General features: G+C 62.6%; 14 protein-coding genes. 3 read left to right on the top strand and 11 right to left on the bottom strand.

Features of this window, described 5'->3' with window-relative positions:
* Positions 1–47 precede the first annotated feature (47 nt).
* Positions 48–677, bottom strand: a complete 630-nt coding sequence (locus AC3EML_RS09775; RefSeq protein WP_488505190.1) for a helix-turn-helix domain-containing protein — start codon at positions 675–677, stop codon at positions 48–50.
* 89 nt (positions 678–766) lie between these two features.
* Between AC3EML_RS09775 and AC3EML_RS09770 the strand changes: the two genes are divergently transcribed.
* Together AC3EML_RS09770 and AC3EML_RS09765 are read left to right on the top strand one after the other, a co-directional pair.
* A complete protein-coding gene (locus AC3EML_RS09770; RefSeq protein ID WP_352521968.1) occupies positions 767–1,912 on the top strand; it encodes a trans-sulfuration enzyme family protein in 1,146 nt (381 codons plus the stop codon).
* A 514-nt stretch (positions 1,913–2,426) separates the two neighbouring features.
* Entirely contained in the window at positions 2,427–4,073 is a 1,647-nt protein-coding gene (locus AC3EML_RS09765) for an MFS transporter (RefSeq protein WP_352460367.1), read from the top strand.
* A 918-nt stretch (positions 4,074–4,991) separates the two neighbouring features.
* Here the strand turns inward: AC3EML_RS09765 and rlxS are convergent.
* From rlxS to AC3EML_RS09720, 9 genes are all read right to left on the bottom strand, one after another.
* Entirely contained in the window at positions 4,992–6,962 is a 1,971-nt protein-coding gene (gene rlxS, locus AC3EML_RS09760) for a relaxase/mobilization nuclease RlxS (RefSeq protein ID WP_352460366.1), read from the bottom strand.
* Positions 6,963–7,149: 187 nt separating this feature from the next.
* A complete protein-coding gene (locus AC3EML_RS09755) occupies positions 7,150–7,806 on the bottom strand; it encodes a lytic transglycosylase domain-containing protein (RefSeq protein WP_352460403.1) in 657 nt (218 codons plus the stop codon).
* Between the two features lie 17 nt (positions 7,807–7,823).
* Complete coding sequence (locus AC3EML_RS09750; RefSeq protein WP_023694853.1) at positions 7,824–8,372, bottom strand: S26 family signal peptidase; 549 nt, start codon at positions 8,370–8,372, stop codon at positions 7,824–7,826.
* Positions 8,369–8,638: a helix-turn-helix transcriptional regulator gene (locus tag AC3EML_RS09745; protein WP_023672373.1), complete on the bottom strand. Its 270-nt coding sequence runs from the start codon at positions 8,636–8,638 to the stop codon at positions 8,369–8,371. Before AC3EML_RS09745 ends, AC3EML_RS09750 begins: the two co-directional genes overlap by 4 nt.
* 171 nt (positions 8,639–8,809) lie before the next feature.
* On the bottom strand, positions 8,810–9,133 hold the full coding sequence (locus AC3EML_RS09740; protein WP_023747246.1) for a DUF736 domain-containing protein: 324 nt from the start codon (positions 9,131–9,133) through the stop codon (positions 8,810–8,812).
* Positions 9,134–9,679: 546 nt separating this feature from the next.
* Positions 9,680–11,401: a ParB/RepB/Spo0J family partition protein gene (locus AC3EML_RS09735; protein WP_352521967.1), complete on the bottom strand. Its 1,722-nt coding sequence runs from the start codon at positions 11,399–11,401 to the stop codon at positions 9,680–9,682.
* A gap of 79 nt (positions 11,402–11,480) precedes the next feature.
* A complete protein-coding gene (locus AC3EML_RS09730; RefSeq protein WP_023694855.1) occupies positions 11,481–11,900 on the bottom strand; it encodes a DUF2958 domain-containing protein in 420 nt (139 codons plus the stop codon).
* Positions 11,901–12,148: 248 nt separating this feature from the next.
* Entirely contained in the window at positions 12,149–13,111 is a 963-nt protein-coding gene (locus AC3EML_RS09725; protein WP_023694856.1) for an ArdC family protein, read from the bottom strand.
* Positions 13,112–13,483: 372 nt separating this feature from the next.
* The gene (locus tag AC3EML_RS09720) at positions 13,484–13,717 is read right to left on the bottom strand and encodes a helix-turn-helix domain-containing protein (RefSeq protein ID WP_023694857.1); all 234 of its coding nucleotides are present in this window, start codon (positions 13,715–13,717) and stop codon (positions 13,484–13,486) included.
* A gap of 104 nt (positions 13,718–13,821) precedes the next feature.
* Here AC3EML_RS09720 and AC3EML_RS09715 point away from each other — a divergent pair, with 104 nt between their 5' ends.
* Positions 13,822–14,103 (top strand): DNA -binding domain-containing protein, encoded by a 282-nt coding sequence (locus AC3EML_RS09715; RefSeq protein ID WP_352519782.1) that lies wholly within the window; start codon positions 13,822–13,824, stop codon positions 14,101–14,103.
* A 94-nt stretch (positions 14,104–14,197) separates the two neighbouring features.
* Here AC3EML_RS09715 and AC3EML_RS09710 read toward each other — a convergent pair whose 3' ends face one another.
* Positions 14,198–16,108, bottom strand: coding sequence for a putative bifunctional diguanylate cyclase/phosphodiesterase (locus AC3EML_RS09710; protein WP_352521966.1), 1,911 nt, complete (start codon positions 16,106–16,108; stop codon positions 14,198–14,200).
* Between the last annotated feature and the right edge of the window lie 208 nt (positions 16,109–16,316).

The following is a 16,316-nucleotide window of genomic DNA, read 5'->3' as shown; positions in this document are numbered from 1 at the left end:
GTGAATGGCGGCTGTTAGTGATCGGCGAAATCTTACGGAACGGGCCCCTAAATCTTCGCTGCCGTCGACGAATGCCCCGGATCTCGGTGTCCACCACGCTCAAGCACCGCCATCGTGAAGTGGGCGGGCACATCAGATGCCGCCGCATATGAGTGCGGTTGGTCAGTGACAAGCCGCGCACTCTCGCCTTCGCTTAAAATTACCACATGGGCACCTACCACAACGCTCAGGGCACCCTGACTGACCGAGATCAGCTCGCGCGTATCCGGACTATGAGCATCCGCGGAAAACACGTCGCCCGGCATCATGACCCAGCTCCACAGTTCGAACATCGTGCGTCCCGAGGTCGACGAATGCAGTTGCGCAGAGCTTCCCTTGGCGCTCGTCCAAAGCCTCCTGGTCTCTGTCCGCTCGATGGGAAGGCGCACCGTGGAAGGGTGCTCGTTCAACAAATCGGCCACCGAGAGCGAAAACGCCGCCGCCAGCCGACACAGTATGCCGATACTGGGGTTCGCCCTACCCTGCTCCAGCGCGACCACAGTTCCCTTCGATAGGCCACTTAGTTTGGCCAGGCGATCCAGGGTCAGGTTTTGGTCACGCCTCAGGTCTCGGATCCGGGCAGCTATCGCTTGCCCAAGCGCCTGCTCGGCATCAAACGCTGTTGTAACATCGGTCATTATATTGACTTGGGTCCTCGGCTCACGTATTGCGGTCAGTATAATGACCGGCGCGAAATTGCAACTGCCCGTTAGGAAGGAACTAACCGATGCGTTTTGAGACGAAGGCGATCCACTGCGGCCGAGGTGTCGACGCGTCCACGGGGGCCGTATCCATGCCGCTGCACACCAGCACGACGTTCGAACGAGGCGCCAACGGGTCATTTCCGTCCGGCTTCGAATACACAAGGGATGGAAATCCGACACGCAATGCGTTCGAGGCGGCCATGGCGACGCTTGAGGGAGGGGAAGACGGCATCGCGTTCGCGTCGGGCATGGCCGCAATCGCTGCAGTGTTTGAGAGCCATCCGTCGGGGGGTCGGATCGTTCTGCCGGATGACATGTATTTCGGCATTCGTTCGCTGATCGAAGAGACCGACATTGGGTCTCGCTTCGACTTTGCCCCCGTCGACATGCGCGATTTGGACGCTTTGCGCGCGGCGGTGACATCGAAGCGGACTGGCCTCGTCTGGGTCGAGACGCCGTCAAACCCGATGATCCGCGTTGTCGACATTGCGGCCATCTGCGCAATCGCGCACGAGGCAGACGCCTTGGCGGTGGTGGACAATACGTGGGCCACCCCAGTGCTTCAACTGCCACTCGAAATCGGGGCAGACGCGGTGATCCACTCGGCGACAAAGTACATTGGCGGCCACTCGGATTTGATGGCCGGTGTCGTCATTGTCCCAAACGCGTCACCCCTCGGTCACCCATTGCGGATGGTCCAGAAACACAAGGGCAGCGTCGCAGCGCCCTTCGACTGCTGGCTGGCGTTGCGGGGCCTGCAGACATTGCCGGTTCGCATGCGCGCCCATTGCGAAGGCGCCCAGAAAGTGGCCGAGGCCCTGGCGTCTCATCCGCGCGTCGAAAAAGTGCTCTTTCCTGGTTTGCAAACTGATCCGGGACACGATCTTGCTACGCGCCAAATGAGCCATTACGGAGCGATGCTATCCTTTATCGTCGAGGGCGGAGCCGATGCTGCAATGGCCGTGGCCGGCCGCCTGAAGATTGTTGTCCGGGCGACAAGCCTTGGCGGGACGCATTCTCTGATAGAGCATCGCGCATCCGTTGAAGGTGCGAAGTCCAAAGCGCCAGCCGGATTGCTGCGAATTTCTGTAGGGCTTGAACATCCTCAGGACATTATCGATGACCTGATGCAGGCCCTAGGCGAAACCTGCAAAGCGGGAGTCCAATGACGATGGCGACGCTTTACGTGGCGGCTGGCGCAGCCGACCATCGGTAGAACAATGTTCCTGCTGAGTAGAACGCAGGTCCTCTGGTGAACCGCTACCGCCGTGTCGCGGGCGTGTGGTCGCCTGGGTGATGAACGTCTTCGGGTTTCCGGACGATGGCCACGCCCTCGACCGGAAGCGCAAATACCCAGATTTGCCGTTGACCTACTGCTGCTGGACCTCGTCGGAGATCGCGGTCAACAGATGAGATGGATGTGCTGGCACTACGGCAGTTTGACAAGCCGGCCATCGGGGCGCTAGCACCGTCCCGAGCCAAGAGTCGCAGGGCAGAACTGACCGCACCCAGCGGGCTGCGGGACCCATCAGCTAACGGCCCGGTTGGTACCACGCGCATCAGCACCGTGGATGCCACATTGTCCTTGTTGCGAGCGCGATCTCGGACCTTCGTTGTGGCTGTGCAGAGAGCGCACCGCTGCAGAATGAGCGGAAGAACGACATCCAGGGGAGGTGAGAAGTGATGCTGCGTCAAGATCCTCCGCGCTTTGCGGCAAACACACTGATCCCTCTTCACAACCCAGTCTTTCGTTCTATCTGGACAGCCACGCAAATATCCAGCCTTGGCTGGCTGGTGCAGAGCGTGGCTATAAGCTGGCTCATGGCCACGATTTCAGCCTCCGATCTAATGGTTGCGCTCGTGCAGGCTGCATCGACACTGCCCGCGTTCTTCTTGTCGGTCCTTGCTGGAGCCATTGCAGACAGCTTCAGCCGCCGCGGCGTGATGCTTGCCGGACACTGCCTTATCGCACTGGCATCCACGGCGCTGGCACTCTCTGTGGGACTGGGCTTTGTTAGTCCATGGCTGATCCTGGGACTGAGTTTCTTGGCCGGATGCGGCTTTGCCTTGAACGATCCAGCCTGGCACGCCTCGGTAGGCGATATCCTGGAGAAGCGCGACATACCCGCCGCAGTGACGCTGATGTCGGTGGGGTACAACGTGGTTCGGAGCATAGGACCGGCGCTGGGCGGTGTAATCTTAGCTTTGCTGGGCCCCCTTACGGCTTTCGCCCTCGCTGCGCTCAGTGACCTGGTCCCGTTGAGCGCTGTTCTGCGCTCAAAGTGGCAAGTTCGCTCTTCGCCTCTTCCGCGCGAGCGGATGGCTACGGCCATTCATGATGGGATGCGATTCACGGCAATATCCTCAGAGATCAGAGTGGCGATCGTGCGTGCAACCCTGTTCGGGCTGTCAAGCATCTCGATCCTTGCTCTGCTCCCCCTCCTGGTTCGCGACCAGCTGGCGGGAGGGCCAATTGTGTACGGCGTGCTATTGGCTGGCTTCGGCACAGGCGCCTTCATAGCCGGCATTGGCAGCAGCTACTTGAGACGCATTACGTCCCAGAACCGATTGATCACGCTCGCATCCGTTGCTTGCGCAACGTGCTGCCTTTTGATGGCCCTCACATCGTCGGTGGCTGTGGCGGCGATCGCGCTTGCAATCGGTGGCGCTGGCTGGGTCGTCACCTGGACCGGAACCGACGTGTGTGTGCAGTTGGCAAGCCCAAGGTGGGTCGTTGGTCGCACCCTGTCCATCTATTACGCCCTTACCTACGGCGGCATGGCAGCGGGCAGCTGGATCTGGGGTGCTGTCGCGCAGTACTATTCGCTGACGTGGGCTTTGGAAGGTGCTGCAGCGGCACTGTTGCTGGCCGCGGCTGTGGGAAAGCTATTGCCGGTGCGGCTATGGGAGGAATCGGATCAAGCGGCCGTCGACTTCAGGCCACCAGAACTGGCCCTCCCTTTGAGGCCCAGGAGCGGTCCGATCGTGGTCAAGGTGGAGTACTCGATACTCGAAGAGAGTATCGATGAATTTCTGAGCTGCATGCGCGAAAGGCGGCGCGTTCAGAGCCGCGCCGGTGCGCGGGACTGGACCCTCCAGCGCGACCTTCAGAAGTCGACGCTTTGGACCGAGACATTCCGCACGCCGACATGGACGGACTATCTTCGTCTAAACCATCGGCTAACGGTGAATGACAGGGAGGTAGGCGAGCGCCTTGCCGCTCTGCACTTGGGTGATTCTCCGCCTCGCATCTCACTTTCAATCGAGCGGTCGACAAGCCCCGCCCCCGGCAGCCAAGTCCAGCCTGTGCCTTTTGTATCGCGCCCTTAGGAACCAAGACTTGTCTGGCTTGGACGCAGACGAGCTACTCCTCCTTTTGTCGAGTCTGCCCGGATTGCAAATCGTTCCGGCCGGTTAGGCGAGCATGAGACTTCGCGTGGCAATTGTGTCCATCACGGGTTCCATGTTCAGCCCGACCGCCTCTGCCGCCAGATCAGGTCGCCTGTCCTCTGCATAGCGGCGAGCAACGAAGTGCAAGGGGGCGGAGGGGTCTCCCCCGTCTGCTCAGCGGGCAGAGGAGGAATCCGCAAGGCGGCTTGCTGGGGCGCGGGGCTCCTGCGCGACAAGCAGGTTTTCCCCCGGCCTGATCCGACTCGACCCCACATGCTGCAATGACCGTGCGGCACGGCGCGATTGATCGGGTCTCATGCCCAAAGCTGCCTTGGTGCCCAGCGCGCGACCCGATGTCCTTCGGGGGCCTGATCGCGCCGGCACCATGGCGCGGCAGAAGGCTGCCGAGCTCGTCTGGCATGGTCGCTGAACGCGTCGTCGCCCGACGACCGAAATCTTCGGCATCGCAGCGAGCTTTTTCCCGTTACAAGATCCTCAGCGGGACGGGCTGCCAGTTCACGCGAGCCAACAGCATGCTTGCCCGCAGGGGCGACCGCCGCTTCTGCTGGAGCAGAATAACAACAGCCGGCTTCTCCGTACCGCGGCTGCCAAAAGCCCCTGGCCCTGACACGAGGCGTCAGCCACCTTTCTAGCTGGTGGCCGATTTGGGAGCGGCGCCGATGCGCAACCAGGGCGGCACGCTTTTGGGACTCAGGATCATGGATCCTGATGCATAGTCGCTTTTTTGGCAGACACTGAATTCTCCGCCAAATGAATGGTCCGGGCAACTAGCAGGCGGAGGAACTCCGTCTGGGCTGAGTACTAGTTTTAGCGCGAACAAGAAGGTTCTTAGCCAGATCACGAAACGCCAGGCCCGCTCCTTTGCCGTCCGATCGTCCAGGAAATCCCCTCGGCGCGCACCATGCCAGACACCTCCTTGCCGATATGATGCTCAAGCACCGGCCGCCAGGGCACCAGCGTGAACTCGCGCGATTTCTCGATGACACCGTATTTTCCGCCGGCGAGCTCGACGCAGCGGCGCAGCGTACCGTCTATTCGATTGCCATGCTGTGCTTCAGAATACGAGAGCCCGAGTTCGTCCGAGAGCTGACTGGCAACACGGTTCAGCTCTCGTTGGCGCAGCATTGAAAGCATGTTGGCGCGATAGATGACCCGATCCTGCGCATCATGGGCAAAACCTTGCGCGATCAGCCACTGCTGTCGGCGGGCCTGGACCTGACGTACTTCGCGACCGAAGCCAGAGTCGCGCAAGGACTCAGGGTGGGCTGATACCAGCTCCTGGTCGATCCAGGTGGCGCCGTCGAAGCCTACTTGGCTCTCCAGCGGCATTGATGAGAGCTTGTCGACGACAACAGGCTGGGCCCTCGCTCGCTGACGCTCGTAATCCGCGACGCGGTTGAGATGGTCGGGCGCGACTGTCCATGTGCCGTCCGGCTCGCGCTCGACGCCACCGGTCGCACGGCGGATCGCCTCCAGTCGCCGCACGTGCGTTTCGGCAAAGCGTTCGGTGGCCGAGGGGTCATGCTTGAGATGGATATCGATGCTGTAGCGCCCGTCGTTGACCGTGGCGATGCCGGCAATTGTGCGGTCGACTTGCCTGGGCCCGGTGTCCCTCGGCCTGACCCGCACTATGCAGCCCTCTGGCGTGGGTTGGGTAGCCTCGCCTTTGCCGATATCAACATAGTGGCTTTTGCCGTCCACGCCGTCGACGACGAGGTAATGGCGGTCAGTGATTTCGTCGGCCAGCCCGCGCCCGACGACACGTCCGACCACGGTTTGGGCCGACCCGTCGGATCGATCGTGGATAAGATAGTCGGCGGCACTGCGGACGAGCCCATTGCCGGTCAGCTCGCGATGGATGGTCTTGATAATGTCGCCGCGCTCGCCGATGCGACGTAGCGTGGCTTCGAGCTCATCTTCCAGGCGCCAGCGACCCGCAGGCATCTCCTCGGCGAGGCCCATCCGCTCGAGCTTGCGCAGGCGGCCCTGGTGCAGCGTCTGGCGAAAGGTGTCTCGGCTGGCCGGTGAGACACGCCCCTCATCGTCGCGCATGCGCATCAGCTGCCGGTCGATGCTGGTGAAGCGTTCCTGCTCCATCTCCTGGCGCAAGCGCTGCTCGATCTCGCGGTCGGTGCGCGGGCCAAGGTCGAGGCTAACCAGTTCGGCTGCGCGCTCGCGCAGGCCAGAGGAAATGTAGTCCCGCGCGATGACGAGGTTTTCGCCGTAATCGTCCCTGCCGCGCACGATGATGTGGGTGTGAGGATGGCCGGTGTTGAAATGGTCGACGGCCACCCAGTCTAGCCTGGTGCCGAGGTCTTCTTCCATTTGCGCCATGAGGCGCCGGGTGAGCGGCTTCAGGTCATCATACTCGATACCGTCTTCGGGGGCGACGATGAAGCGGAACTGATGACGGTCACCGTTCGCGCGATCGAGAAAGGCCCTGCCGTCGGCGCGGTCATTGTCGGCAGCGTAGAGCTCGCCACGCTCGCCTTCCCGGGTGACGCCGTCGCGCTGGAGGTAGCGGAGGTGCGCACGAGCCCCGTCGACTCCCTTGCCGGCCAGCTTGACGACGCGTGCCTTGACGACTGCGCGCCGCTGCCGAAACGCCGCGTGAGGGTCGCGCGCTCTAAGAACGGCGGCAGCAGCCCCGCCGCGCCCCACCCGGCTACCGATGAAGCGGCTGCCGCGTCCGCTCCTGCCGCCTGCTCGGTTGACCGCGGCCCGGACCTGGCCAGCGTAGCGTTTGCCCGCCTTCGAGCCGCGCGACCCAATTTTGCCGAGCCTCGGCGTGAATTCGTCATCCTGCATGCGGCCTCCGATGAACCAGCAGCAAAATCAGAGGCTTGCGCGCCAGACCCTCCTGGACCCGCAGGCAACCTCCTGGGAAAACGATGTGCAGACAAACACTTCGCCGCCTCCAGGAGGCGATGCCTTTATCTTGCCTTTCGCGGACCTGCCTCCCTGCCCCCCGCCCGAACCACGGTAGCCGCTGCCCTCACCTGCGATCCGGCCGGCCTGACCTTGCTCGCTCCGATCCGAGCGGCACCAGGAGTTGGCCATTCGGGCCGGTCACGGAAACACCGTTTCGGAGGAAAAACAGCGACTGCCCGGACGGGATTCCCGGCGCGGTTTTGGAACGGGATTTGTCGGTGAGCGCGTCCATATCGGCGGCCGAAATGCCCGCCGCCTTGACCTCTTCCAGATACGAAACCGTCTCGCTGGGCAGTGGCCGCCCACGCTGCAAATGCTGTTCGTAGCGCTCCGGCCCGGCGTTATAGGCTGCAAACAGGCCTGGAAATCCGAAGCGGTCATACATGGCGCGCAGATAGGCAGTGCCTGCCAGAATGTTGTCGCGAGGGTCGTGCGGGGCGGCTCCCAGGCCAAGCTCTACGCGCAATTCCTCGTAGGTGCCTGGCATCACCTGCATGAGGCCAATGGCGCCGGCGCTCGACGTGACAGGCCGCCCATTGAGCGTCGTCTGCCCCCGGCTTTCGGCATCCATGACGGCATAAATCCAGGTTTGTGGAATGCTGAAACGCCGGCTTGCTTCGGCTACCAAGGGCTGCCATCTTGCAAGCTGCGGACTATGGGAGATGACGACCGGCTTCGTGTTGGTCGCGGCGGAACAGGAGCATGGTGCGAGAGACACCATGCCCAGCATCAGGAGGGTCACTCGGTCCATAGGGGCACGAGCCTCCCGATGATATTTTCGGTCGGCACCGGCCCGAAATAGCGGCTGTCGAACGAGCGATTTTTATCGCTGCCGAGTAGGAAAACCTCGGCAGCGGCGAGCTTTCGGCAGGCATTCCACCAAGGCAGCGGACGGTGCTGCGTGTCGGTTGCAAGCCGGCGCGCGACAATCTCGCCGCTGATGATGATGGCGTCGCCGAAGGCGCAGACATGCTCGCCAGGCAGCGCGGCAAGGTGCTTGACCAGCGGCACGTTGCTGGGCAGATAGAAGCGTTCGGCGGCCAGATCAACGACCGGTTTTGGCGGGCGGACGAGTACGAGATCACCAAGAGCCGGCGATCCGGATGCGACGCGATAGAGGCCGACCGGCGCACTCGCCGAGGCGTTCCAGACCAGCCTGGGCGATGGTTTGCAGAAGGCGGCGAAGCCGATCAGGGCAAGGCCCATCGTGGCCACGGCGATCGTCTTGCGCGCCCGAATGCGCCGCAGATGGCTGCCGATCAGATGGATGGTGGGACGCCGGCTCATGAGCGGCCTCCCTCGCCGGCCGAGCCGGAATCGTGCCCGCCGTCCTCGGGCCCGGTCTCCTGCGCGTGCCCCTTCGACCAATCGTCGAGTTCGTCGATGTGATAGCGGACATAGCGGCCGTGCTTGCGGAATTGCGGGCCGCCGCCTTTGAGGCGCATCTTCTCCAGCGTGCGCTGGGACAGCCCGATATAGAAGGCCGCCTGCGCGGTATTGAGAAACGGACTGCCCTTCTTGGCGCGGGCTGCGCGTTCGTTTTCGTCGTCCATGATGATCCTCGTTTCGCTACGGACAAGCCAAGGCGAGGATCGGCGAGCGAGATCGTTTTGGGGACGGGCGAAGAGTAGGGGGGCGAGTTTTCGCCGCCCCCTTCGGCGGCCTCACGGGTCCTGAGAGAGGCCCCGCGCCGGTGGCGGCGCGGGGCTTTCCGGATCGGCCGGTCAGTCGACCGGGTTCCAGATGATGGCGTAAGTGTCGTCGTCATCCTGGCCGGCGGCGCGGCCGAGATTGGCGTAGAGCTTGCGGGGGCCAAACTCGGGGGCGGCAATCGACAGGCTCACATAGTCCTTGCCGGAGGTCTCGCCGGTGCGGATCCAGCCCGCACCCACTTCGATCCCTTGCGTCAGCACCCGGAAGTCGGGATGGGTGTCGGCGCTCTTTGCCTGATTGGGCACGATATCGATGTCGGCGCGGACGCTGAGCGTCTTGAGCTGGCCCTTGTAGCCGCCGTTTTCCTGTTTGGTGACGTATCCGATCGCGGTCATTTCCAGTCTCCTCTTGGTGCTCGCAGGGGACCATTCCCCTGCGATGGCGGACCGTGATGGGCGCGTCCGGACCGCCGGAACCGGGACGGCCGCAGCGATAGCGGAGGACCCGCGCGGGCAGCTTTTTTGAAGCGAAGCGGCGCGAGGAAGCCGCCGCAGGCGGCGGGGAAAAAAGCTGCCGGCGAGGGTTTCGGGCGGGCCGGATCCGCCCATAGGTCGACAGCCAGCCGCAGGGGAATGGTCCCTGAGACACAATGGAGACAGGTGGCGCGATCGGTGACACAAGAAGCCGGCGGCAATGCAGAGCGCCGGCTGCGCGGGCTCTGTCGGCAACCGGATCGGACAATTGGCCCCATGCGCCTTTGGCGCCTCAGCAAGCAACCCGGCGCGGTGCGGGGCTGCCGAAATGGGGCGAACTGGCGTCGGAATTTCTCGCGCGCGGCACTGGCTCGACAAGACGCCCAATCGGCAGCCGGCGTGGCCCGTAGCGGCGCGCGCGACCTGAGCGGCGGTAATCGAGAGAACCGCCGCTCGGGCCCTGATCGACTATTCGCGCACGAACAGCGGCTGCACCTGTGTCCACTGATCGGCGGTGCGGAAGCCGCCGCGGCTGGTGTAGCTTTCGGCCGGGAATTTCATCCAGCGCGGCAGCCAGGTCTCGACCCTGGGGCGGCCATTCTCGCCCGCCAGGAAGTCGCGGATGATGTTCTTTTGCGTCTTGACCTTCTCGGCGACATTGCCGTCCGCGACCAGCTTGCCGCCGACGTCGGCCAGCATCGAATTGGCGATTTCCTTGTCGCGCAAGAGGTCGAAGAAGGCATCGTCCGGTTGCCACCATATGCCCATGTCGACGTTCAGGTGGTTGCCGAGCGCCTCGATGACGGCGCTGCCGGCTGCAAGCGTCTCGGCCATGACAAGGGTGAGAACGCGCATGACATCGTCGTCGCAGAGCGCCAAGAGGCGCGCGAACACGCCGGCGATAGCAACGGCGTCGCCATTGCCGCCGGCGACCAAGCTATCCTCATCCGGTGATCCGAGCAGGGCCAATACCTCGCGCCGCTTTTTGCCGAATGCGGCTTCAGCCTTGCAGCCGGCAAGGCTGGCAGTCACCGTCTCGTTGGCTGCGCGCTGCGGCTCGGGCCGCACCTGCCACAGGCCCGAACCGGTGATGGCGTGCGCCACCACGAGGCGCAGCGCCACGGCGGGATGGTCGAGCATGGCCGCGCGCACGGCGGCATGGCGATGCAGATCGATATAGTTCTGCATCGGGCCGGTGACTTCGGGGCGCGGCAGCTTGGCGGCTGTTTCTTCTTGCTCGCCGCCCTCGCGGGCGCGGCGGGCTTCCTTGCGTGACAACCAGCCCTCGTGACACTCGACCTCGCCGCGATGCGAGACAGTGATGACGATCTTGCCGCCCTTCTTCTTCGGGGTCTTCTCGTGGTCCCATGCGTGGAAATACTGGCCCGGTTCCAGCAGCACAACCTCGCTCCAGCCCTCGTTTAGATAGGTGTCGCGTTTGGTGGCAATCGCTTCGTTCTGCTTTTGCCAGAACAGGTCGGCATCGGCGAAATAGCTGTCCTCGCCGAACAGGTCCGAGGTGATCAGGCCGGGATACTCCTCGATGGCAAACAGCGCCACCTTGGTGGAAATCGACTGGCCGCCGAACAGCCATTGCTTCAATTGATAGCCACGCGGCGCGTGTTGATCGGGATCGGCACAGAGTGCCAGCCAGTCCTTCTGCTGCGCCTTGGAAGCCATGGTGAGATGGCGCACCGTCTCGGTATCGATCTCCTCGCGCCGATAGGCTTCGCGGATATTGGGCAAGAGGTCGCCAAGCGCCAGAATGCGTTTGACCTTGAGATCAGTGATGCCGAAGGTCACAGCGATGTCGGGAACGGTGCGGCCTTGCCTGACAAGCCGCGAAAACGTCTCCCATTGCGATACTTCGTCAGGATCGAGGCGGGCGAGGTTTTCGATCAGCGAAGCTTCCAGCGCATCGGCGTCGTCACCGTCCTCCATGATGGCGCAGGGCAAGGGATCGCCTTCGCCGCGCTCGTCGGCAAGCGATTTCGCGGCGAAATAGCGCCGCCTGCCGGCGACGATCTCGAAGGTTTCCGGCTGGCCGTTCGGCCGCACAAGGAGTGGCACCAGCACGCCGCGCGCACGCACGGAGGGCAGGATGTCGGATATGTCGGGCGCGCGTTTTCCACGGCGCATGTTGAGCGCGGAAATGTTGAGCTGATCCAAGGGAATGTGGGCAAGCTGCATGGTTACTCTCCTTTTGCCTTGGTTAAGGTTGTCCCCGCCGCAGAGGCCGAAGGCCGGCGCGGCGGGACGGTTTTTGCGCCTATCGGCGCTGCTGTTCCGCCGTGTCGGGCGGAAGCTCGGAATGGGGCTTTGATAGGGCGTCTGCTGCTTGCCGCAGCAGTCGCTCGGCCTCGCTGACGTGGCCGCAAATGCGGGCGGCTTCGGCATAGACGGAGAGCGGAAAGCGCGCTTGGAAATGCAGGTCGCGCTCTATGCCGAGGCCAAGCGGACCTTTTACGGATGCAAGCTCGGCCAGACTGACGCTGCCAAGTTCGGGGAAGCCGAAGCCGAGATCGCAAAGACCGAACAGCGTGTCGCCATCGGCGTCGAGTTCGCTCAGAAGCCAGGTCGCGGCACCTGTCGGATTAAACAGTTTCACAACGGGAAAATGGTCGATGTCGGCGCCGGCGGCGCCATGGGCGAGCAGTCGTGCGCGCAGTGGATTGGTGATCAGGATCATGGAAAGACTCCTTGTCAGAACGTGTCGCGTTGATTTTTTGCGTCCGGCGGGAGAAAGGCTCCCTGGACCTTCCTCTGATCCGCCTCACCATTAAGAGGCCGACTTCGAGCAGCTTTGCGCCGCGCGCGGACACATCGGCGCGTCCATCAGGAGGGTTTGCCCGCGTGGTGATGGGCTGGACGCCGGGAATGAGCATCTGCTCCTTTGCGGCGTCGGCTCGGTCGCGGCCAGTTGAGGATCGCGCATCGTCATGCCGCAATCCCTTCTTGCGCCTCGCCTTCGGCATCGGCCTGAAGGCCAAGCAGGAAATCGGCGGCCTTCGAGGCGAGGCTGGCGGCACGGAAGATGGCGCGGTTGTCCTCGCGCAGCACCTTCAGCCATGAGCCGATGTAATCGGCGTGACGCACGATCGGCTCGATACCGAGATTGCCGCAGACGAAGGCGGCAGCGATTTCGGCGACCAATTCTTCACGCGCGTAGGCCTTGGAGCCGAACGAGCCGGAGAGGTCGCGAGCAAGCCGCGTCGGGTGGCCGGTCCAGTGGCCAAGCTCGTGAAAGCAGGTCCGGTAATAGTCGATCTGCTGATGGAACGCCGGCTGCGGCGGCACCTGAATGTGGTCGCTGCCCGGCATGTAGAAAGCGCGATCGCCGCCGACCCTGAAATCCGCACCGCTGGCGCGAATGAGCGTCTCGGCCTGCGGCACGATCTCGCACTGAGGCAGCGGCTCGGCGGCGGCATGGAGCTCTTCCGGAAGATTTTCGCACTGCGCGACATTGAAGACCGTGAAGCGCTTCAAAAAAAGGACCGCCAGTGGTTCATCGCCCTCGTGGCGTGCGCGCTCCTTCTCGTCCTTGGGGACAAAGCGGTCGGCATGCACGATGGTCGTGCCGCGCTCGCCCTTCCTGACGTTGCCGCCAAGGGCAAGCGCCTGCCGGAAGGTCAGCCAGTTCTGGCTGGGATAGCTGCGCTCGATGACGGCGCCCCACAGGATGAGGATATTGATGCCGGAATAGGTGCGCCCCGTGGACGCATTCCTCGGCAGGCCAAAGCCTGCTTTTGCGCTGCCCCATGGCTTGACCCATGGCACGGTACCGCGCTCCAGTTCGGCAATGATGCCGTCGGTGATCTCCTGATAAAGGCTGGCGCCCGGGCGCCGGCCCTTGCCTGCGCCAGCCTCTGTGCTGGTGGTACGCTTGCTGTTTGCACGCATGTGTTATCCTCCGCTCACCAATCGCCGCGCTTTCCCCGGAAGCGGGGTGGGCGGCGAGTCGCGACCGGAAAGGCCCGCCGTGGTAGGCGGACCGCATCCGACGGACCGGAACGAAGAGGAGGACCCTGAGCGGCACGCGAAGGGTTGCGGGCTGCCGCGGCGGGCCTAGAAGGGAGTGCCGCCCACCCCGCGCCCACCGGGAAAGGCCAACCGACAAACCGCGCCGCCCGCAAGGGCGGCGGCCGTCTCAGCCCGAAGGGCTGCCCACGCCAAGGGGCGAAGCCGAATGGCCGAGACCGCCTGAGCTTGCCGAAGAAAAGCGGGCTCGGTTCACGAGCACCTGATGCGCGTCGTCAGGCGCGCGGGCGCCCGCTAGGACCGGAGGCTGGACAGAATCTCGCACGGATCAGCGTCAAGGGCCGCAGTTATGTCGAGAAACTCGATGACGTCGAGACGCCGCTCTGCGCCCTCGTACTTGGCCACGAAGGATTGGGGACGACCAAGCTTGTCAGCCAGCTGCTTCTGGGTCAGGCCTTTGGTCTTGCGCAGCAAAACCAGCCGGGCCAGGAACCGCTGGTGGCGGGGCGATCGAAGGGATTTAGGCATGGAGGCGAACCGGTCGGGTAAAGACCGGATCAGCGACTAATCCCGGTTTCGGATTATCCCAGTTTGGGATATACTGCGTGCGCTCACAGGCGAGATCCGCAGGCATGAATGGACCAATGGGAACAGATGAGACGCGAAGCTCAACTTTGAGCGATGAAGTCCCCTGGTCGGAGAACCTCACGAGCTACGACAGGGAGCATTTCAAGATCTACCTGCGGATCCTGGATGCCTGCGCCGACAATGCCAGCGAAAAGGAGATGGCCGAGCGCATTCTCGGCATAGACCCGTCCATTGACCCGGTCCGCGCCCGCAAAGCTCTTCGCAGCCATATCGACCGTGCGAACTGGATGGTGACGACCGGCTACAAGGAACTGTTCGCCGGCTGATGCACAGCGCCCACTGCCACGTGTTTCGAGCAGGCAAGTCTCTGTAGCCAAATTCGGCGGCGCACGGCCGCGACAGCCGGCGCTGCGGGAGCGGTCACAACTGGTTCGCGTGCTGTTTGACTGCCATTTCCAGTGCTTGCATCAAAGGCACAGCCTTGGAGAAGAGGAAGCCTTGAGCGGTTCGGCAGCCAAGCTTGTGCAGGGTTTGCCGATCCGCCTCTGTTTCGACGCCCTCGGCCATGACCTCGATCCCGAGCATGTCACCGAGTTCGATGACCGATTTGACAAGCAGTCGGTCCTCTCGGGACTTGGCCAAGCCGCGAATGAAGCCCTGGTCTATTTTCACCTTGCGTATCCGACGGTCCTTGAGAGATGCCAAGGTAGAAAAGCCGGTGCCGAAGTCGTCGAGCGCGATGGAAATACCGGCATGTGAAAGCCGTCCGAGCTTTTCATCCACTCTGTCCGGGTCCACCGGCGATTCTTCGGTAATCTCGATTTCGAACATCGTTGCAGGCAGGCCTCTTGCCGCCAGACCATCCAGAACCATGTCGTCGATATCGCCGGCTTCCAGTTCGCGCGGGGAAACATTCATCGCCACACGAATGTTACGACGGTCAGCTTTCACCAAGCCGTCGATAAAAGCACAACAGTCGGCGAATACGGTTTGCGTCAGCAGCTGAAGCATTCCGGTTTCGCGTGCGGCTGTGATGATTTCGGGTGGAGAGATGGCACCATGTGTCGGATGGGACCATCTCAGCAAGGCTTCAAAACCGACCACGGCCTCGGTGTCGAGTTTCACGATCGGCTGGAACCAAGGTTGCAATCTTCCCGTCTTTATCGCCGAATGAAGGTCCCGTTCGATGGACTGGCGGCGTTGGAGTTCCCGGTCGAGTTCGGCATCGAACAGGCAAAATTCGTTCCTGCCATGGCGCTTGGCCGTATAAAGGGCGATATCGGCCCGCAACAGCATTTCAGTCAGGCTCGACGTCTGCGCCAAGTATATCCCTATCGATGCCCCGACGCGCACGGACGCGACCCCGATATAGGGGCGAGCAATTTTGGCTATGATATTGGAGGCGAGATCACTGGCAGAAAGCGAAGCTCTCGTTGAGGGAAAAACCAGCACGAATTCATCGCCGCCGATACGAGCGAGCGTTGAGCCTTCCGGTGCTTCCTGCTCTATGCGGCGGGCGATCATGACAAGCAGTTCATCACCGGTCCTGTGACCGTAGGTGTCGTTGACAGATTTAAAGCCGTCCAGATCAATCAGCATTGCCACGAAGGGGCCATCCGCGGTCTTGAACCGACCGATGGCGTGTTCAAGGCCCCGCCTGTTGAGAAGGGCGGTCAAATGGTCCTCCCTGGAGTTGCGCTCCATTTCCGACGCAAGTCGCTCTGCCTCATGTCTCAGGCGGCTTGCTTCGCGGAAGCGCGCCTGCCCAACAAACGAAGCGCGGACCAAGCCGCCCATGAAGAGCAGAACGGCAAAAGCCAGAATGTAGCGTTCAAAATTGCCTTTCGCCAAAAGGCACGCCACCGTGATGAGGAGTGGAGGTGTGATGAAGCTGGTCGCCGCAGCGGCATACGAACTGCCATATGTAACCGCACCAGCTGAAATGCCCGCCAGTATGACCAGATGCATCGGTGCTTGTGGTGTTGTGTATCCAACAGTCAGCACGGCCGGGAAGGACCAGGCAAACCCTGCCAGAAGGGCAAGGACGCCAAACATGCGAAGGCGCGGCAAAACGCCAAGCAAATCCTGATGGCGCCCCGTTTCCTTTAGCTGAAAACGCGCGAGTGCAAGCCGGGCGGCATTTAGCGCATTGACGACCAGGAACCAGCTTGCAGCGGCAAAGCCGCCGCCAGAAAGGGCCTGCACCCCGCAAATCAGGCCTGACAGGATCGCGCTTATCGGCATCGACACGAAGAGCCCGGCCCTCAGGTCAGCAAGCTGATCCTGACGGATTTTGGCCTCCAGCGATTCTTCTTTCTTTAGGGGTGCCATGAATGGACCAGTTTGCTTCCGCCATTGTTCGCGAGGACCAAACCTATGCAAGCCCACTGAAGGACGGGTTAACTACCCAGCGAGGGTACCCAGTGCGCTCACCATGCTTCGGGTCACACCTTTGGCTTAGCATTGCCGAATCATCAAGGTTTCGCCCGCGCGCGTGCCTTGATCCGAATCAAGCCATGATCGGCAACGTCACCAGGAA

The sequence above is a fragment of the Mesorhizobium sp. P170090 genome, assembly GCF_057786115.1.
This window is presented reverse-complemented; position numbering and strand designations above follow the sequence as displayed.